This is a genomic window from Bacillus sp. RK1064 (genome assembly GCF_051488405.1).
Taxonomy (GTDB): Bacteria; Bacillota; Bacilli; order Bacillales; family Bacillaceae; genus Bacillus.
The window spans coordinates 2,714,048-2,733,000 of sequence record NZ_JBPSCZ010000001.1 but is presented as its reverse complement, the minus strand read 5'-3'; the positions used below and the strand labels follow the sequence as shown (position 1 = coordinate 2,733,000).

Below are 18,953 nucleotides of genomic sequence, written 5' to 3'. Positions count from 1 at the left end.
TTTCTATATTTCCTCCTAGCTGACAAGCTGCTTAATTTTGTATTCTTGAATTTTTTCGATTAACGGTTCAGCGGCACCATGAATATTGCCGACTCCATAAACCACTCGATTATGAAGCTTTTTCTCAAGCATATTCATAATTTCTTCTGTAGATTGATATTCAAGGTTGTGTAAGTGGTCAGCCGGAATTTTCCCATCCTCATATGCCTTCACAATTGGATCTGTTGTTTCACCAATCAAGACAAGATCACTTGCTTCAATATAAGGAAGTACATCCTCCGCAAACTGGATCGTTCTATCTACACGATCCGCACGGCAGTTCATGATAATAATCGGTTCATCTGTTGGATATCCAATCTCTTTCACACGCTTCCAAATGTTCAATGTAGATGATGCGTCATTTGCCGCAAAACCATTTACAAAGTGTCCAGGTGTTTTCGCGTCCATTAATGGAAGAATTCTCATCGCTCCTGGATCAGGTGGCGCATTTAACATTCCTCTGAATGCCGTATCTTCATCAATTCCTAATGCCTGTGCAACACCAAGTGCAAGTGAGGCATTATCTGGGAAGACCATGTACTCAAATTTCCGTAAATACTCATCAGAAATCTTGGAATTATCTGCAACAATGACTTCTGTGTTGCGTTTTTTCGCAATCTCTTTAAAGAATTCCGTATATTCACTATCCGTAATAACCAAGTGTCCATTGTAAGGAATTGTCGCTGTAAAGGCTTCTGCTATTTCATCAAGTGTCGGCCCCATTACGTCCATATGATCTTCAAGAACGTTTACGATCACGCCAATATTCGCTTGAAGCAGCTCTTCCTGAAAGATAATTTGGTAATCTGGATTTACTGCCATACATTCACTGACGATGGCATTTGCTCCTCTTTCAACGGTTTCTCTCATAACTTCCTTCTGCTCACCGATATTCGGTCCTTGCGGTTTCCTTTTAATCGGTTTCTCCTCTGGCGTATCCCAATAAATCATTCTTGCATCTGTTCCCGTTGTTTTGCCGACAGTTTTATAACCTGCCTCCATTAAGATACCGGTTGTCAATCTTGTAACGGTAGACTTTCCGCGAATACCATTAATATTGACGCGCACCGGCAAGGCATCGATATTTTTCTGGTGACGCTTCTTTTCAATAAAGCCAATCCCTAACATGATGACACAGGCTATAACGATTAACCACATCGCTTATCTACATCTCCTTTTTTTATGAGTGTGATATGTAAATTCAATCAACAGTATATAGGTTCAGCATAAAATCACAATCGGTATTATGTAACATAATCTTTCACTTCCTCGTATGCCAAATTCCTCTAATCAGAAGGCGGATTTGCCTAGCTCTTCTTTAAATGAAAAGGCCAAAAGGCGGACAAAAATCGGTATGAATTTCGGCTTCAATCAAGAGAAAGCGTTACCATCAAGCATCGGAAAATCTTTTGTCCTTTTCTCCCTAAATTTTTTGACAATTATTAAGATGTATTTTGAATCAATGTTTTATAGCCCTTTAAACTCTATAACATCAGTCATATCAGCGCTTTAAATGAATAGTGCGTGTTTTGGAATGTTTTCGATTTTTGAAGGAACAGGTTAGAAAGTCATTCTCATCGGTCAGAATGCTACGCGTTGACCTATGACAAAGGTCACCTCTAAAAAAATCAAGTCATATGCTTATTTATGGGTCACAAAAAATTGGGATAAGATGTAAACTATTGATCATTTCGAAATACCTGCTTTTTACGATATTCGCTCCTTATGACCTAAACAATGAAACATTATTCATTTGTTTTTATCAAGATTCATCATTTCTTAACATTTTTAATATGATTTTAGTTGAAAGTTGTCAATTCATGTCATGCTTTCCCCAAAGATGACGAATAAAATCAGCTTCTCCGCTTACACTATGGTTAAAAAAACTGTGAGAGGAGGCTAAAGATGCCAAACTCCAATGAGCAAACACGCTTGCATTTTTTATCAGGCAGCTTCGAGGAAAAAATCCGGATTCTGAAAAAGACATTTCAGCAAAGCGGGGATTTTGAATACCGAGAGTTAATGGTGAATGAAACGAAATCTGTCCTGTTTTTTATTAAAACAAGAGTAGATGAAGGCAAACTAAATGATTTCATTATCGGCAACTTGTTAGGTCCTCCTGGAAAGCAGGAATATACGAAATCTCTCAGCACACTCGAAACAGGTGACTTGACGCTGATCACTGACAGTATTATTGCTGGAAGCATTGCGTTTCTTGATGAAAATTCCTCACAGATCAAATTGTTTTCTGTCGGTCAGCCGCCGCTGCGCTCTATTTCTGAACCTTCATCTGAAAGTATTATTGCTGGAGCACATGACGGATTTGTTGAAAGTCTTGATACCAACATCTACTTACTGCGTTCGCATTTAAATGATCGAAAGCTCGCCATTCAGTATCATAAGATCGGTACAAAATCAAAAACAAAGCTTGCGACTGTTTATATATCTGATATCGCTAATCAAGAAAAGGTAGAAGAGGTAAACAAACGGATTTCTTCTATTAAAGTAGACACGCTGCTAAGTCCTGGCTCTATTGTTGAGGCGATTGAGGATGATTCATTTTCTATTTTCCCGCAGCTTATTGATACAGAGCGCCCTGATAAGGTGAGATCTGCAATCCTTGAAGGGCGAATTGTGGTGATGATGGATGGCAGTCCGATGGCCATCATTCTTCCTGTCACCTTCTTTAGCTTCTTTCAATCACCAGATGATTATAATAGCCGCTGGATACCAGCAACGTTTATCCGTATGCTTCGATATCTTGCCTGTATCATCGCAGTCATATTGCCATCTTTTTATATTGCTGTTATTGGGTTTCATTATGAGGTTGTCCCAGATGAACTAGCTATTACGATGAAGAACTCTATTATTGGAATTCCCTTTCCTCCATTGATTGAAGCGATGCTGATGGAAATTACCATTGAACTCATTCGTGAGGCAGGGGTGCGTCTGCCTAGACCAATTGGTCAAACCATTGGTATCGTAGGTGGTTTGGTCATTGGGGATGCTGTTGTACAAGCAGGACTCATCTCAAATGTTCTTGTCATTGTAGTCGCTGTGACCGCTGTCGCTTCATTTGTACTTCCGTCATTTGAAATGACGGCCACGATTAGGATGCTGCGTTTCCCGCTCATGTTCATGGCATCAATGTTTGGTTTTATTGGCATTTCATTTGGATTATCCATCATTCTCATGAATTTATGCCGCCTTGAATCACTAGGGGTGCCATACTTATCACCTGTTGCTCCATTTAACTGGCAGGATTTAAAAGATACTGTAATTCGCCTCCCAATGTGGATGTACAAAAATCGCCCTGTTTATTTAAATCCGCAAAAGAAAAAGCAAATTGAACATTTGAGAGGATGGAAAAAGAAAAATGAAAAATAAAATATCTCCACCTCAAGCTGTCTTTTTTCTCATTCAATCTCAAATTGGTGTCGGTATTTTATCGCTCCCCCACTTTTTGATGAAAGACATGGGACACGATGGCTGGATGGCGATCATTGTCGCCTGTTTTTTTATCCAAATCATCAATACCATTTTCATTTACATCATTCATAAATATCCAGAAACATCATTCTTCCAAGCATTAATTGATGTATTTGGTCAATGGATTGGGAAATTACTGATTGCACTGTATATACTGTATTTTGCCTCCGTCTGTATTGTCGTTTTATCCATTTTCACCAGAATTATTGGTATGTGGGTTCTGCCGCTGACGCCAAACTGGGTCATCAATCTATTACTCATTACTTCCATTGTTTATATTGCGAAGGAGCAAATTACAGCTATTGTCAGGTTTAACTTTATCTTAACTCCCCTTCTCCTTTTGCTTTCCTTGCTGATGTTCTATTCATTAAAAGGGACCAATATCGATTATCTGATGCCTTTTTTTCAAACAGACATTTCTCAGTTTCAGCTTGGGCTGAAGGACGTCGTCCTATCGATGAATGGATTTGAGATGATCCTTATTCTTTCTCCCTTTATGAAAGGCACTATTAAGGAACGGTATAAAATCATGACCATTTCAAATATATGCACGACGCTTTACTACCTATTTATTACATTGATTTGTTTTATGTTTTTTAGTCCAATTGAGCTTGATGTGATTCCCAACCCTGTTCTTTACTTATTAAAAACCATTTCCTTCGGTATCATTGAGCGGACAGATTTAATTTTTCTTAGCTTCTGGGTGTTTATAATTCTTGCCACATTGAGTAACTATCTGTACTTTTGTGCAAATGGCATTTCCAGTTTACTGAAGAAAAAGGATCACAAAAAATATGTTTATTGTTTCGCCATTCTGATATATGCGTCTAGCTGTTTTTTGGCAGTCGATAACTTTCGCATTCAGCGTTTCAATGATTTTACAACGATTGCTCAGTATTCGTTCATTTACACACTTCCAGCATTCATGGCGATCATTATCTTTATCAAACAACGTAAAAAGAAGGTGAAATCACATGCGTCATAAATATGTCCTGACTCTCCTCATGTGCGTGTCTCTCACCATGATGCCTGGCTGCTGGGATCAAAACCTATTAAAAAACATCTCCCTTGTCCTTACTTCCGCCATTGATCAAGGGGAAGATGATAACGCAAAAGTATCGATTACCTACCGAAAAGTACAACAGTCTCAAAGTATGCAGCAAGGAAGTTCAAGTACTTATTCAACCACTGTACTGACAACCAATGCTCCAACTTTACGTAAAGCGGGAACAGACTTCGGCCGAATGGTTGACCAAAAGATTGATATGTCAAAAATGAGGATTTTACTGATCGGTGATGAATTCTCTCAAAATCAACTTCTTCCCTACTTAGACATGTTCTATCGCGATCCGAAAAGTCCTTTGCTTGCCAATTTAGCCGTTGTGAAAGGCGGTTCAAGTATTGATGTGATCAACAAATTACTAAAAGAACAGCTCATTGTCAGTGACTATTTAAACAATCTCATTACAACTGCATCAAAAGGTTCACAAGTGACCGCTGGAAATATTCAAAGCATACGCTCAAAGATGCTCCAAACAGGAGAAGACTTTACCCTGCCTTTAATTGTATTTGATCAGTCTAAACAACTAATCAAAGTAGCAGGTGTGGCTTTATTCGATAATGAGAAAAAAACTGGTGAGCTTTATGGTCAAGATGCCATGCTTCTCAATCTCATGAATAATAAAATCGGGAAATATGCAAATTTCACTAAAAAGATCAGAAATGATATGGAGTTGAAGGGAAATAACTATATTACCATCCAAGTCACCGACTTAAAACGAGATATTCGCATTCTCAATTCTGATCATCGAAACGTGACAATTGGGCTAGATTTCGAATTCAAAACAGCTGTCGTTGAATATCCGAAAGACAATTTAGATAGTACGAAAAAGATCGATGAACTAAACAAACGATTATCAGCTATTTTCACAAAGGAAGCAGAAAAAGTAATCTCTGTTTTGCAGAAATCAAACTCCGACGTGTTAAGTCTTGGAAGAAAGTATCGCGTTAAAAATTATGATGAATATGTAAAAATGAATTGGAAAACTGATTATCCAAATGTAAAAATCATCCCAAAAATCAAAGTGAACATTACAGAAACAGGGATTACTAGTTAATAAAAGGAAGATAGCATCTTTCTTTTATTTTTTTATTTTTTTATTTTTTTAAGATTGTCATTTTAATGCTTTCATGATAATCTATCTGTGTAAACGGTTACACATTCACGAAGGGAGGCACTCCATTGGCTACAATTAAAGATGTTGCAAAAGCTGCACAAGTGTCTGTTGCCACTGTTTCACGCGTGCTTAACGATACTGGATATGTCCATACAGATACGAAAACCCGCGTGACACAAGCGATGCAGGAGCTGAACTACTTTCCCAATGAAGTGGCTAGATCCCTTTTCAAAAGAGAATCACGCTTAATCGGTTTGATTTTACCTGATATTACGAATCCCTTCTTCCCTCAGCTCGCTAGAGGCGTTGAGGACGAAATTCATGCGCATGGTTTTCGGTTATTATTCGGAAACAGTGATGAAGATCGAGAGAAGGAAATGGCCTATTTACAAACCTTTAAACAAAATCAAGTGGTCGGTGTCATCGCTGTCACAAACGAACCTGAATCAGATATATACAATGATGAAGAATTACCGGTTGTGTTCTTAGATCGAACCGTTCCACATGCACCTTCTGTGTTTGCAGATGCTGCAGCTGGCGGGAAAATGGCCGCAATGGAATTAATCAGACGCGGCAGCCGGCAGATCACACTGCTAAAAGGACCTGCCCACCTTCAAACAGCGAGGCAGCGATTCAAGGGCGCACTCGATGTACTGACGGAAAAAGGAGTCGACTTTCATGTGATGTCTAATGCTTCATTTTCCTTTCAAGAAGCCCGCAAGAGCGCCAAGGCTCTTTTCCAGCTGTACCCTGAAACAGATGGCATCATTGCCAGCAATGACATCGTCGCAACAGCGGTCATACACGAAGCGCTTCGGATCGGAAAAGCCATTCCAGATGATGTTCAAATCATTGGGTTTGATGATATTCCGCAAAGCGAGCTGCTCTTCCCTTCCTTATCTACGATTAGGCAGCCTGCCTATGAGATGGGGAAAGAAGCGGCACAGCTGTTAATCAAAGCGATTCAGAAACAACCTATAGATCAACCAGTTATCCAAATGCCCGTCTCTTTTATTGAACGAGAGACCACAAGAAAGGTGGATTCACAATGAGTCATATTGTCGTAGTAGGAAGCTGTTCTATGGATTTAGTCGTCACATCGGATAAACGGCCAAATGCCGGTGAAACAGTTTTAGGCGAATCATTTAAAACCGTCCCAGGCGGAAAAGGCGCCAATCAAGCAGTCGCAAGTGCCAGACTCGGTGCAGATGTATACTTGGTCGGCCGGGTCGGTGATGACGCTTATGGTCAGGATATTGTCAGCAATCTACAAGATCAAGGGGTCCGCACCTCATATATGAAACCGGTTACCGAAATGGAAAGCGGCACCGCTCATATCATTTTAGCAGAAGGTGATAACAGCATTGTCGTGGTCAAAGGGGCAAATGACGAGGTCACTCCTGACTATGTTAGAGAGGCACTTTCTACAATAGATGATATTGGGATAGTTCTCATTCAGCAGGAAATACCTGAAGAAACAGTCGAAGCTGTCTGCGCCATTTGCAGCGACAAAGAAATCCCTGTGATTTTAAACCCTGCACCTGCCCGCAAAGTATCGCAGCAGGTTTTAGACCAGGCTGCCTATATTACACCGAATGAGCACGAAGCTGTTCTCATGTTTGATGGACTCCCAATTGAAGACGCCTTGCGTCAATACCCTAACAAATTACTCATCACAGAAGGGAAAAATGGGGTTCGATTTTTTGACGGATTGAAAGAAGTGCTAGTTCCAGGCTTTCCTGTTGAAGCAGTTGATACAACAGGAGCAGGCGATACCTTTAACGGAGCCTTGGCTGTAGCCTTAACAGAGGGCAAATCTCTCTATGACGCACTTGCCTATGCCAACCTTGCAGCATCAATGTCTGTCACAAAGTTCGGTGCACAAGGCGGCATGCCAACAAGAGAAGAACTGGAGAAAAAGAAATGAAAAAAAACGGCATCTTAAACAGTCATATCGCCAAGGTACTTGCTGACCTTGGTCATACAGATACAATCGTCATCGCAGACTGCGGTCTTCCTATTCCAGAAGGTCCAGTCAAAATCGACCTGGCGTTATCAATCGGCACACCGTCCTTTCAGGAGGTCACCTCCCTCCTTCTTCAGGAAATGGCGGTTGAACACATTACTGTGGCTAGTGAAATCAAAGAAGCCAATGAGCGAGATCATCTATTTCTAAAGAGAGCGTTCTCACAGCCATTACATGATGTAGACCACGAGACGTTCAAAAACATGACCAAACAGGCAAAAGCAGTCATTCGCACGGGTGAAGCCACCCCATACGCAAACTGCATTCTTCATGCCGGTGTCATCTTTTAAAAGGAGGAGCCAGATATGAACATTGAGATGCATAACATCCATAAGGCCTTTGGAAAAAACAACGTTCTTTCCGGGGTCTCCTTTGACCTCGTCACAGGTGAGGTCCACGCGCTCATGGGCGAAAATGGCGCAGGAAAATCAACTTTAATGAACCTGCTCACAGGTCTTTATTCATTAGATCAAGGAACGATTCAAATCGATGGAAAAGAAACCGCTTTCAAAAATCCGAAGGAAGCGGAACAACACGGCATCGCCTTTATTCATCAGGAGCTCAACATATGGCCGGATATGACCGTCTTGGAAAACCTATTCATCGGGAAAGAAATCTATACGAAGTTTGGATTGCTAGACACAAAGAAAATGAAGGTTCTTGCCCAAAGCCAGCTGGACCGATTGTCTGTGAACCTCTCGCTTGATCAAGAGGCAGGCAGCTGCTCTGTTGGACAAAAACAGATGATTGAGATTGCAAAGGCATTAATGACTGATGCGAAGGTGATCATCATGGATGAGCCAACAGCAGCTTTAACAGACCGTGAGATTGAAAAGCTCTTTCAGGTCATTGAATCTCTCAAAAAAGAAGGCGTATCCATTGTCTATATTTCTCACCGTATGGAGGAAATCTTTGCGATCTGTGACCGGATTACCATCATGCGCGATGGGAAAACAGTCGATACGAAAGCCATACCTGAAACGAATTTCCATGAGGTCGTCAAAAAAATGGTCGGCCGCGAATTAACAGATCGATACCCTGAGAGATCGCCTTCTCTAGGAGATATTGTCCTTGAGGTGAAGCAAGCGACAAGAAAAGGACAATTTCATGATATCAGTTTCTCAGTCAAAGCTGGAGAAATCGTCGGTGTTGCAGGCTTAATGGGCGCTGGCAGAACCGAAATGATGCGGTCGCTGTTTGGTCTTGATCCTCTTGATCAAGGTGAAATCTGGGTCCATGGGAAAAAGGCTGTCATTAAAAAACCAAGTGATGCCGTCAAGCTCGGCATCGGCTTTATCACAGAGGATCGCAAAGATGAAGGACTCATGCTGGATGCATCCATCCGAGAAAACATTGGTCTGCCAAACTTAGAAAGCTTCTCTCCAAAAGGACTGATTGATAAGAAAAACGAACAGGATTTTGTCGACCTGCTCATCAAAAGACTGACGATTAAAACGGCTTCCTCTGAAATCTCTGCTCGAAATCTCTCTGGTGGAAATCAGCAAAAAGTCGTCATCGCCAAATGGATCGGCATCCAGCCGAAGGTCTTAATTTTAGATGAACCGACAAGAGGTGTCGATGTCGGAGCGAAACGAGAAATCTACCAGTTAATGAATGAACTGACTGATCGAGGTGTTGCCATTTTAATGGTCTCCTCTGAGCTCCCAGAAATTCTAGGGATGAGCGATCGAGTGCTTGTCATTCATGAAGGAACCATCAGCGGAGAATTAAATAAAGCAGACGCAACACAAGAACGAATTATGACACTAGCTACAGGAGGGAAGTAACATGAAACCACTTACTTCAAATGGACGATTTGACAACATCATGCAAAAGCTTGGGCCATTCTTAGGACTCATCATCCTTGTCGCCATTGTTTCTATTTTAAACCCAGCCTTTTTAGAGCCATTAAACATCTTAAACTTACTGAGACAAATCTCCATTAATGCCCTCATTGCCTTTGGAATGACGTTTGTTATTTTAACCGGAGGAATTGATTTGTCTGTCGGTGCCATTTTAGCACTTTCTAGTGCGCTGACTGCCGGATTTATCGTGTCTGGTATGGACCCGATTTTAGCTATTATCGTTGGCAGTATCATCGGCGCTATTCTTGGGATGGTCAACGGTCTTTTAATCACAAAAGGAAAAATGGCTCCTTTTATCGCAACACTTGCCACGATGACCATTTTCAGAGGATTAACACTTGTTTATACAGACGGAAACCCGATTACAGGACTCGGTTCTAACTATGCCTTTCAGTTATTCGGCCGCGGGTATTTCTTAGGCATTCCTGTTCCAGCAATCACGATGCTTCTCACCTTTATCGTACTTTGGGTGCTTCTTCATAAAACACCTTTCGGCAGAAGAACGTATGCCATCGGCGGAAATGAAAAAGCTGCGCTTATTTCAGGAATCAAAGTACCACGCGTAAAAATTATGATCTATTCATTGGCAGGTTTCATGTCTGCTTTAGCGGGTGCCATTTTGACCTCTCGCCTAAACTCAGCTCAGCCAACAGCTGGCACATCCTATGAGCTTGATGCGATTGCTGCTGTTGTACTTGGCGGGACAAGCCTGTCTGGCGGAAGAGGGCGAATTGTCGGCACACTGATCGGGGTGCTCATCATCGGTGTCTTGAACAATGGTATGAACTTACTTGGTGTATCATCATTCTATCAATCTGTTGTGAAAGGGATTGTCATCTTGATTGCAGTCCTACTAGACAGAAAGAAATCTGCTTAAGGAGGCAGCTGCTATGAAAAAATATCTCATTCTCATTCTGACTCTCTCATTATTCATGCTTTCTGCCTGCTCGCTAGAACCGCCAGAGTGGGCCAAATCAACAAAAGATGGAAAGAAAAAAGACATCAAAATCGGGCTCTCGATCTCGACCTTAAATAATCCATTTTTCGTTTCTCTCAAAAATGGTGTGACGAAAGAAGCGAAAAAGCTCGGCATCGAAGTGGTCATTGCAGATGCACAAAATGATTCAGCTAAACAAACCAGTGACGTAGAAGATTTAATTCAGCAAGGAGTCGACGCATTACTCATCAACCCAGCGGATTCATCTGCTATCTCAACCGCTGTCGAATCAGCGAATGCTTCAGATATTCCTGTCATCACATTAGACCGTTCAGCAGAAAGCGGTAAGGTAGAAGCACTGGTCGCCTCAGATAACGTCAAAGGCGGCGAAATGGCAGCTAACTTTATCATCGACAAGGTCGGTAAAGGAGCAAAAGTCGCTGAACTAGAAGGTGTACCAGGCGCTTCGGCTACACGTGAGCGCGGAAAAGGATTCCATCAAATAGCGGATAAAGATCTAAAAGTGACAGCCAAACAAGCGGCTGACTTCGACCGGACAAAAGGACTGAATGTCATGGAAAACCTCCTTCAAGGAAACCCTGACATCAAAGCCGTTTTTGCCCATAATGATGAAATGGCACTTGGCGCTCTAGAGGCGATTCAAAGCTCTGGAAAAGACATTCTCGTCGTTGGCTTTGACGGAAACGAAGATGCACTCAACTCGATCAAAGCAGGAAAACTATCTGCCACAGTCGCCCAGCAGCCAGAGCTGATCGGAAAAATGGCAGTCGGCGCTGCAAACGACGTCCTAAAAGGGAAAAAAGTAGAAAAGAACATCGCAGCTCCACTGAAACTAGAACAGAAAAAATAAACACAAAACCCCCGATAGCTCTCGGGGGGATTTGTGTTTATTTATCTGCAACTTTATTTTTTAATGGCTGGCCTGCATCATAAATATGACTAATAATTGGATTAAAATCTATTTCAAATTTACTCAATATTAGTTTGAAAAACATTATAAATAGTTTAAACACGAATACATATCCAATTAATGTACCTAAAAGATTATAAATTATATCATCAATATCTACCACTCTAAAGGAATAACCCGCATACAACCCAACAATCAATTGAAAACTTTCAAATAGTATGCCAACTAACAAACCTACTGAAAATATCTTTTTAAATGTTGCCTTAATTAAAAATGGTAACCCAAAGCCTAAAGGTATTGTCATGAATACATTATAAAAATTGGCTAAACTAAAACCTTCACTAAAAGGAATTAAATTCATTTCTACTAAAACATTATTTTTTCCACCGAATACTTCTTGAAAGTTTTCTCTTTGAGTATCATCTATAGTAATTGGGAATTGAGTTAAATTTATAACATGATATACATAGAAAGTCATAGTCGAAAAGAACAATAAATATGTATAACTTTTTTTATACTTAAGTTTGAGTAAGACTGCAAAAACCATATATATAAATAAAAAACTATAGAGTATCCAGCCTTCAAAAAATATAATCATAAAGTAGCTCTCCTAGTAAACAAAACAGAAGAGAATTTATAAATAAATTCTCTTCTGTTTTATTAATTGTATACTTTCCCAGAACCTTTTAAATGCCTTCCGTCTATTTCTATTTTATATACAAACAAATAGTATTTATTTCCTCCACCAAGACCTTTAAATGTACCGGAGACGTTATTGCTACTTCCATTCGCATTAGGCCTAGAAGTAACTGTACCAAAACTGTTTCCTGTAGTCTTGTTTCTTAGTTCATAATATACTAAATTAGGTCCCTTTGCATTTGGTAATTTTTTAGATTGCCATTGACTTCCTGAAATTTTAGCTGATCCTTTACTTAAAGTATAATATTTCCCTAAATCAGATCCATTCACAGCTCTCTTTTCCATCGTAAAACTATATGAATTAGTTTTAGCAAATGTCGGGACAACCATTACAAAAGAAAATAATACTAACATCACTACTGAAAATACACTTGATTTTTTCAACTTTTCCAACACCTTTTCTATAAAATTTTGTTTACTATCAATACTAGAATTTATAATACCATATGTGCATATTAAAAAAAACCCTTAATTAACATTATTATCTTTTAAAGTATATATAATCTAAATTAGTAAACCTGGGAATATTGAATATTTGTTGGTCAATAGGATGACAGGTATAAAATTTATTAGTCGGTGTTTTTAAGACCTTTAACAATCAATTGTGCCTTTTATATCCTGCATTTGTTACTGTAAATATTTTCAATGTATCTTCATTGAACTTTTCTAAAGTTGCTTAAGTGTTCAGATAATAACTTCCTTTATTTTCACAGGACTAGACTCTAATTATGTACTTCAATTGCCTATCTGATATTTATTGGAAATAAAACATAAAACCCCCGATTTCCCTCGGGGGTTTTTCCTATTATTCTGGTCTTTTCAGCACAAATGACGTCCCTAAATGGGCATAATCATTTCCCGCTAAACGTGCGATTGGCTTCAATTCATGAGAAGAAACATATCCTTTTTCCGCATCATAAACAGCCTCATCTAAATGCGCACACACAACCCGGCCAATGATATGATCGACTGTGATCTCCCCTTCATCATTTTGAAAGGTCAGATGTTTTTCCAGCTGACATTCAAAGCGAATGCGTGCTTCCTTGATTCCCGGCACTGAGACCACACTGCTCTTCACTTGATGAAGACCGGTGCGATTCAGCTCACTCTCTTCCTCTGGCAAAGTAGCAGCTGTTTCATTAATATCTTCAATCATCGCTTCATCACTCACATGGACAACAAATTCTTCCCTGTCGATGATATGTTTTGCTGTATCTTTCATCTCTCCTTGACGCCGTCCGATGGAAACTGCGATGAGCGGCGGATGTCCGCTGATGACATTAAAGAAACTAAATGGTGCGGCATTGACAACATCGTCTTTAGACAGACTTGTCATAAACGCAATCGGTCTTGGAACTATAGAGCCAGATAATAATTTATATGCTTCTTTTCGTGACAGCTGATCCATTTGCAACGTAATCAATTCAGACACGCCTCCTTTTAGTGTAACGACATCATACCATACCCCTTTTTCTATGCCTCTGATTCCGGCTCGGTGCGATGCAGGATATGGTGGACAAGATGAAATAAAGCAGGATTATGATTCTCTCGTCTATAGGAAATCGTCCATTCCGCCAGAAGCTGTTCACCTTCAATGGACCGATACACAACATCTAGATTAAATAAACGCCGGGCTGATTTTGGAATGACCGCAATACCGATACCAGCTGTGACAAGGCCAATAACCATTTGATATTCCGCTGCTTCCTGCACAATATTCGGAGAAAATCCGTACTTTTCACATAGCAGGACAAAGTGTTGATAAAGGGACGGCCATGATTCCTTTGATAAAGAAATGATCGGTTCATGACGGATATCTTCGATCGTGACCGCCTCTTTTTTCGCCAGCGGATGATTTTTCGGAATCGCAAAAATACATTCACTTTGCTTCATCAAACGGCTGACAAGTTCTTCATGCGGAGATGTAGGATGTAAAAAACCGATATCAATCTCCCCATTTAAAAGCGCCCCTAGCTGCTGCGGAACAGAAAGCTGCTTCAGCTCAATACTGACAGAGGGATACAGCGCTCTGAATTCGCGTACAACTGGCGGCAGAATATCATACGTCGCTGTTCCAACAAACCCTATGATGATTTTCCCCAGCTCTCCTCTTGCTGTATGCCGGGCATGATCAACGGCTTTATCAAGCTGATGCAGCACACCACGCACCTCATGTAAAAAGACCTTTCCAGCAGCTGTTAACTCCACCACTCGCTTCGACCGGTGAAACAAAGGAAACCCCAATTCTTCTTCAAACTGCTTAATTTGCTGACTAAGTGGAGGCTGTGTCATATTCAACCGTGCGGCTGCTCTGCCAAAATGCAGCTCCTCCGCTACTGTGACAAAATACTGCAAATGTCTCAGTTCCATCCTTTCACTCCTCGCACACTTATTCGTGAAACATATTAAAACCGCGTTAAACATATATTGGAAAATTTTCTTTTTGAAATGTATAGTAAATCATATCATGAAAATATATTTTCATAAAAAATTTTACTTGCCGAAAGGAGTGCGGGGTAAATGAATTCTCAAGCACAACCCCTAACAAGACGAGGAGCAGAATTGATTGTCGATACGCTGATTGCTCAAGGTGTGACCCATGTTTTTGCGATTCCAGGTGCAAAAATTGATGCCGTATTTGATGTATTAAAAGACAGAGGTCCAGAACTTGTCCTATGCAGACACGAACAAAATGCAGCCTTTATGGCAGCCGCTGTCGGCCGCTTAACCGGCAAACCAGGTGTTTGTCTTGTCACATCAGGTCCTGGCGCATCTAATTTAGCAACAGGTCTATTAACAGCCAATACAGAAGGTGACCCTGTTGTCGCAATCGCTGGAAACGTCATTCGTGCGGATCGGCTGAAACGAACACATCAATCACTCGACAATGCGGCATTATTCAAACCAGTCACAAAATACAGTGTTGAAGTACAAGACGTTCATAATATACCTGAAGCCTTAACAAATGCTTTTCGCGCGGCACAAAAGGGGCAGGCTGGAGCAGCATTTATCAGCTTTCCACAAGATGTCGTGACAGAACACACCACACAAACACCAGTGTCTGCTCACCCTTCTCCAGAACTAGGTCCTGCACCGGATGCTCTCATCAGTTCGGCCATCGCCAAAATTCAAAATGCACACTTACCTGTTGCGATTGTGGGAATGAAAGCAAGTCGTCCAGCTGCTGCAAACGCCACTAGAACATTATTGAAAACACTTGGGATTCCATTTGTCGAAACGTACCAAGGAGCCGGCGTTCTCTCAAGAGAGCTTGAGTCTCAATATGTAGGCAGAATCGGCTTATTCCGGAATCAGCCGGGGGATCTACTCATTGAACAAGCAGATGTCCTTTTGACCATCGGCTTTGATCCAATCGAATATGATCCGAAGCATTGGAATATTCAGCCGCAGCAGCGCCAGATCATCCATGTGGATGACATGCAGGCAGATATTGATCATTTTTATGAGCCAGCGCTTGAGCTTGTAGGCAATATAGCTGAAACCGTTAAACATCTAGCCCATGACAGTGTTCCACTTTCTCTATGCAAAGAACAAATTGATTTAGTCACTGAATTACAGGAGCTGTTAAGCGACATTGAAAAAGCACCAGAAAGAGACAGTCATCTATCTCACCCGCTGAATGTCATTCATACATTAAGACGCCTGATTCCTGATGACACGAAGGTCACGTGTGATATCGGATCTCACGCGATTTGGATGTCGCGTCACTTCCGCGTCTATGAGCCGAACACATTCCTGGTGAGCAACGGAATGCAAACATTAGGCGTCGCCTTACCATGGGCAATTGCGGCTTCCATACTGAATCCAGATGAAAAGATCATTTCGGTCTCAGGTGATGGCGGTTTTCTCTTCTCTGCAATGGAGCTTGAAACAGCCGTCCGCATGAAAACAAATCTCGTTCACCTTGTTTGGAATGACAGCACATACGACATGGTGGCGTTTCAGCAGAAAATGAAATATGACCGCACATCCTGCGTTGAATTCGGACAGATCGACTTAGTGAAATATGCGGAAAGCTTTGGAGCGACTGGATTACGGGTTAACTCACCTGAAGAGCTTTCAACTGTCCTTCAAAAGGGTATAAACATAGAAGGACCCGTTATTATTGATATTCCGATTGACTATCAAGACAACCCAGACCTCGCCAGTCAAAAATGGCCAGAAGTCTTTCGTGAAAAACACACATTGAACGTCAGATAAGATGTCCATACATTACATCAAAGGAGTGAGCGGATATGGGTATGATGCACCCAATGAATCAACAGAACGACACAAGACAACATGACAAACAGCAAGAGGTTTATCAAGTATCGACGATGACCTCTTTGCTGGAAGCCGTATATGATGGAGATTTCTCCCTTGCACATATTCCCAAGCACGGTGATTTCGGCATTGGTACATTCAATCAATTAGATGGAGAGCTGATCGGCTTTGACGGCGCATTTTATCGACTGCGCTCGGATGGAACAGCGACACCGGTTACCGATCAAGACTATTCACCATTCTGCTCTCTAGCATTCTTTGAAACAGATATCGTTCATCGAATTGATGCAGCCATGACGTCCAAAGAGCTAGAAGAAGAAATTGACCGCATTTTACCTAGTAAGAATGTTTTTTATGCGATCCGCATTGATGGATCATTCAAAAAGGTTCAAACACGTACGGTCGAAAAACAGAAAAAACCTTACGTTCCGATGGTGGAAGCAGTCAAGTCACAGCCCATCTTCGATTTCGAGGATATTCAAGGAACGATCGCTGGTTTCCGTACACCGCAATACGCACATGGTATTGCGGTGAGTGGATATCATCTTCATTTCATTGATGACGATCGGAGTGTCGGCGGACACGTATTTGATTACACCGTTGATCAAGTGACCATCCGCATTTCTCAAAAACGTCATATGAATTTACACTTGCCAAATACGCAGGAATTCTTCCAAGCAGACATTGATCGAGCTGACCTTGCACAACAAATTGCCAGTGCGGAAAGCAGCCCAGATCAATAAAATGAAGACACCCCGTTGATTCCGGGGTGTCTTTTTATGCAAAAAGATTATTTATCACTCCATGATATTTCATTTCGCTAGTAAATTGAAATTCATTCATTCTATTCGTAATGAAATATGATAAAATACCAACAGAAGAAAGGTGGTTATACGGTGTCAAACGACTATAGCATTCCGAACCTAACATTAGATGAAAGGGATAAACAAATTTTATCTCTATTACACGAGGACGGGCGTATGTCCTATACAGATCTCGGGAAACAAGTCGGTCTTTCACGTGTAGCTGTGCAAGCCCGCATTCAGCAGCTGATTGAAACAGGCGTCATTGAACGATTCACCACTGTGATTAACCCTGCTAAGATCGGCATTCACGTCTCTGTCTTCTTTAATGTAGAAGTGGAACCGAAATTTTTAGAAGCAGTAGCCCTTCAGCTTGAGCAGGAAACAGCTGTCACAAGCCTTTATCACATGACAGGGCCAAGCAAGCTGCATATGCATGGCATTTTTCAAAATGAACAGGAAATGGAGGCATTCCTGACAAAAAAGCTATACCCGCTAGGAGGCGTCGTGAGTGTGGACTGCCAAATGCTCATTAAACGATACAAAAGCCGAATGGGCATGAAATTGTAGACAGGAGTTGAAGCACTTGCAATCATATATCGAACTCATCATCGCTATGGTGCGAACCGGTATTCTCGGTTTTGGCGGAGGTCCTTCCGTCATACCGCTCATTCGCCATGAGGCGGTGGTGAAATATCACTGGATCAATGATGACGAGTTTGGAGAAACACTCGCCATTGCCAATGCATTACCAGGTCCGATCGCAACCAAAATGTCGGCATATCTCGGCTATCAATTGAAGGGCGTATCCGGCGCAATTGTCGCAACAGCTGCTCATATTTTACCAACATGTCTCGCCATGGTGGCACTCGTCACACTTGTCAGCGTCTTAAGCTCCTCACAAATCATTCAAAATATGATTGGCGCCGTAACACCAGTTATTGCCGTTCTGCTAGGCATCATGGCATATGAGTTTGGACAAAAAACGCTGAAAGGCTTCGGAACGATCTTCGGTATCGCTCTATTCCTTCTTGCCTTTATCGGACTGCAGGTGCTGTCCATTCATCCAGGAATCATTGTCATCATCTTTTTATTCTATGGCGCCTTTCATTTCAAACTGAAACAACGCTGGAATCGAACAAATAAAGAGAAAGGAGTGTCTTCATGATGCTGATTCTCTTTTTATTCTGGGCATTCTTCTTGTCCAATCTATTAGGATATGGCGGAGGACCTGCATCCATCCCGCTCAATTATGAAGAAATCGTCAATCATTTTCATTGGATGACGAACGAAGGGTTCTCCAATATGCTTGCATTAGCCAATGCACTGCCAGGACCAATTGCTACGAAGATCGCGGCATATGTCGGCTATGACGTCATGGGCTGGCCGGGCTTTATCGTGGCATTGCTTGCAACTGTACTGCCATCAGCCATTGGATTGATTTTATTGCTCAAGCTGATTGACCGCTTTCGCCAATCCCCTGTCGTAAAAGGCATGACCTTATCCGTACAGCCCGTCATTGCGATGATGATGCTTTTATTAACATGGGAAATCGGCGGAGATGCAGTGAAAGCCATCGGCTGGACGCAATCATTCGCCATTGCCGCGATCTCCTTTTTCTTTATGACCAAATTCAAAATGCACCCCGCCTTTCTCATTGTGGCTGCCTTTTTATATGGCGGATTCATTCTGCCGCATTAAAA

The 18,953-nt window shown here is 41.4% G+C and carries 19 protein-coding genes; 14 read left to right on the top strand and 5 right to left on the bottom strand.

Features of this window, described 5'->3' with window-relative positions; translation table 11 throughout:
* Positions 1–15: 15 nt before the first annotated feature.
* On the bottom strand, positions 16–1,197 hold the full coding sequence (gene pgsB, locus ACSSTM_RS13980; protein WP_034660210.1) for a poly-gamma-glutamate synthase PgsB: 1,182 nt from the start codon (positions 1,195–1,197) through the stop codon (positions 16–18).
* A 747-nt stretch (positions 1,198–1,944) separates the two neighbouring features.
* On the opposite strand from pgsB, the gene ACSSTM_RS13975 reads away from it, so the two are divergent.
* The 9 genes from ACSSTM_RS13975 (at position 1,945) to rbsB (ending at position 11,404) form a co-directional block, all read left to right on the top strand.
* On the top strand, positions 1,945–3,426 hold the full coding sequence (locus ACSSTM_RS13975; RefSeq protein ID WP_106038259.1) for a spore germination protein: 1,482 nt from the start codon (positions 1,945–1,947) through the stop codon (positions 3,424–3,426).
* Complete coding sequence (locus ACSSTM_RS13970; RefSeq protein WP_034660213.1) at positions 3,416–4,513, top strand: GerAB/ArcD/ProY family transporter; 1,098 nt, start codon at positions 3,416–3,418, stop codon at positions 4,511–4,513. Before ACSSTM_RS13975 ends, ACSSTM_RS13970 begins: the two co-directional genes overlap by 11 nt.
* On the top strand, positions 4,503–5,645 hold the full coding sequence (locus ACSSTM_RS13965) for a Ger(x)C family spore germination protein (protein ID WP_106038260.1): 1,143 nt from the start codon (positions 4,503–4,505) through the stop codon (positions 5,643–5,645). The genes ACSSTM_RS13970 and ACSSTM_RS13965 overlap by 11 nt, the downstream gene beginning before the upstream one ends.
* A 125-nt stretch (positions 5,646–5,770) precedes the next feature.
* Positions 5,771–6,757 carry a LacI family DNA-binding transcriptional regulator gene (locus ACSSTM_RS13960; RefSeq protein WP_034660215.1) on the top strand — a complete coding sequence of 329 codons (987 nt, stop codon included), beginning with the start codon at positions 5,771–5,773 and terminating at the stop codon, positions 6,755–6,757.
* Positions 6,754–7,632, top strand: a complete 879-nt coding sequence (gene rbsK, locus ACSSTM_RS13955) for a ribokinase (RefSeq protein WP_420734958.1) — start codon at positions 6,754–6,756, stop codon at positions 7,630–7,632. The genes ACSSTM_RS13960 and rbsK overlap by 4 nt, the downstream gene beginning before the upstream one ends.
* Positions 7,629–8,021: a D-ribose pyranase gene (rbsD, locus tag ACSSTM_RS13950; protein WP_034660217.1), complete on the top strand. Its 393-nt coding sequence runs from the start codon at positions 7,629–7,631 to the stop codon at positions 8,019–8,021. Before rbsK ends, rbsD begins: the two co-directional genes overlap by 4 nt.
* 15 nt (positions 8,022–8,036) lie before the next feature.
* Entirely contained in the window at positions 8,037–9,518 is a 1,482-nt protein-coding gene (locus tag ACSSTM_RS13945) for a sugar ABC transporter ATP-binding protein (protein WP_187704197.1), read from the top strand.
* Between the two features lies 1 nt (position 9,519).
* Positions 9,520–10,473 carry a ribose ABC transporter permease RbsC gene (gene rbsC, locus ACSSTM_RS13940; RefSeq protein WP_012011497.1) on the top strand — a complete coding sequence of 318 codons (954 nt, stop codon included), beginning with the start codon at positions 9,520–9,522 and terminating at the stop codon, positions 10,471–10,473.
* A 13-nt stretch (positions 10,474–10,486) separates the two neighbouring features.
* Entirely contained in the window at positions 10,487–11,404 is a 918-nt protein-coding gene (gene rbsB, locus ACSSTM_RS13935) for a ribose ABC transporter substrate-binding protein RbsB (RefSeq protein WP_066031634.1), read from the top strand.
* Between the two features lie 37 nt (positions 11,405–11,441).
* Here the strand turns inward: rbsB and ACSSTM_RS13930 are convergent, their stop codons facing one another.
* From ACSSTM_RS13930 to alsR, 4 genes are all read right to left on the bottom strand, one after another.
* Positions 11,442–12,062 (bottom strand): VanZ family protein, encoded by a 621-nt coding sequence (locus ACSSTM_RS13930; RefSeq protein WP_307500372.1) that lies wholly within the window; start codon positions 12,060–12,062, stop codon positions 11,442–11,444.
* Between the two features lie 62 nt (positions 12,063–12,124).
* Positions 12,125–12,547: a hypothetical protein gene (locus ACSSTM_RS13925; RefSeq protein ID WP_307500373.1), complete on the bottom strand. Its 423-nt coding sequence runs from the start codon at positions 12,545–12,547 to the stop codon at positions 12,125–12,127.
* Between the two features lie 421 nt (positions 12,548–12,968).
* On the bottom strand, positions 12,969–13,586 hold the full coding sequence (locus ACSSTM_RS13920; RefSeq protein WP_095285699.1) for a flavin reductase family protein: 618 nt from the start codon (positions 13,584–13,586) through the stop codon (positions 12,969–12,971).
* Between the two features lie 50 nt (positions 13,587–13,636).
* On the bottom strand, positions 13,637–14,533 hold the full coding sequence (alsR, locus tag ACSSTM_RS13915) for an acetoin biosynthesis transcriptional regulator AlsR (protein WP_106043167.1): 897 nt from the start codon (positions 14,531–14,533) through the stop codon (positions 13,637–13,639).
* 150 nt (positions 14,534–14,683) lie between these two features.
* Between alsR and alsS the strand changes: the two genes are divergently transcribed.
* From alsS to ACSSTM_RS13890, 5 genes are all read left to right on the top strand, one after another.
* On the top strand, positions 14,684–16,384 hold the full coding sequence (gene alsS, locus ACSSTM_RS13910; protein WP_420734959.1) for an acetolactate synthase AlsS: 1,701 nt from the start codon (positions 14,684–14,686) through the stop codon (positions 16,382–16,384).
* Positions 16,385–16,419: 35 nt separating this feature from the next.
* Positions 16,420–17,190 (top strand): acetolactate decarboxylase, encoded by a 771-nt coding sequence (gene budA / locus ACSSTM_RS13905; protein ID WP_034660225.1) that lies wholly within the window; start codon positions 16,420–16,422, stop codon positions 17,188–17,190.
* A 153-nt stretch (positions 17,191–17,343) separates the two neighbouring features.
* Positions 17,344–17,820 carry an Lrp/AsnC family transcriptional regulator gene (locus ACSSTM_RS13900; RefSeq protein ID WP_106038264.1) on the top strand — a complete coding sequence of 159 codons (477 nt, stop codon included), beginning with the start codon at positions 17,344–17,346 and terminating at the stop codon, positions 17,818–17,820.
* A gap of 7 nt (positions 17,821–17,827) precedes the next feature.
* Positions 17,828–18,418 (top strand): chromate transporter, encoded by a 591-nt coding sequence (locus ACSSTM_RS13895; protein ID WP_034660228.1) that lies wholly within the window; start codon positions 17,828–17,830, stop codon positions 18,416–18,418.
* On the top strand, positions 18,418–18,951 hold the full coding sequence (locus tag ACSSTM_RS13890) for a chromate transporter (protein WP_060597737.1): 534 nt from the start codon (positions 18,418–18,420) through the stop codon (positions 18,949–18,951). Before ACSSTM_RS13895 ends, ACSSTM_RS13890 begins: the two co-directional genes overlap by 1 nt.
* Positions 18,952–18,953: the final 2 nt, after the last annotated feature.

Bases quoted from the DNA above. Each gene is read 5' to 3' on its own strand.
- pgsB (WP_034660210.1), bottom strand. From the start codon at position 1,197: ATGTGGTTAATCGTTATAGCCTGTGTCATCATGTTAGGGATTGGCTTT.
- ACSSTM_RS13975 (WP_106038259.1), top strand. From the start codon at position 1,945: ATGCCAAACTCCAATGAGCAAACACGCTTGCATTTTTTATCAGGCAGC.
- ACSSTM_RS13970 (WP_034660213.1), top strand. From the start codon at position 3,416: ATGAAAAATAAAATATCTCCACCTCAAGCTGTCTTTTTTCTCATTCAA.
- ACSSTM_RS13965 (WP_106038260.1), top strand. From the start codon at position 4,503: ATGCGTCATAAATATGTCCTGACTCTCCTCATGTGCGTGTCTCTCACC.
- rbsK (WP_420734958.1), top strand. From the start codon at position 6,754: ATGAGTCATATTGTCGTAGTAGGAAGCTGTTCTATGGATTTAGTCGTC.
- rbsD (WP_034660217.1), top strand. From the start codon at position 7,629: ATGAAAAAAAACGGCATCTTAAACAGTCATATCGCCAAGGTACTTGCT.
- ACSSTM_RS13945 (WP_187704197.1), top strand. From the start codon at position 8,037: ATGAACATTGAGATGCATAACATCCATAAGGCCTTTGGAAAAAACAAC.
- rbsC (WP_012011497.1), top strand. From the start codon at position 9,520: ATGAAACCACTTACTTCAAATGGACGATTTGACAACATCATGCAAAAG.
- rbsB (WP_066031634.1), top strand. From the start codon at position 10,487: ATGAAAAAATATCTCATTCTCATTCTGACTCTCTCATTATTCATGCTT.
- ACSSTM_RS13930 (WP_307500372.1), bottom strand. From the start codon at position 12,062: ATGATTATATTTTTTGAAGGCTGGATACTCTATAGTTTTTTATTTATA.
- alsR (WP_106043167.1), bottom strand. From the start codon at position 14,533: ATGGAACTGAGACATTTGCAGTATTTTGTCACAGTAGCGGAGGAGCTG.
- alsS (WP_420734959.1), top strand. From the start codon at position 14,684: ATGAATTCTCAAGCACAACCCCTAACAAGACGAGGAGCAGAATTGATT.
- budA (WP_034660225.1), top strand. From the start codon at position 16,420: ATGGGTATGATGCACCCAATGAATCAACAGAACGACACAAGACAACAT.
- ACSSTM_RS13890 (WP_060597737.1), top strand. From the start codon at position 18,418: ATGCTGATTCTCTTTTTATTCTGGGCATTCTTCTTGTCCAATCTATTA.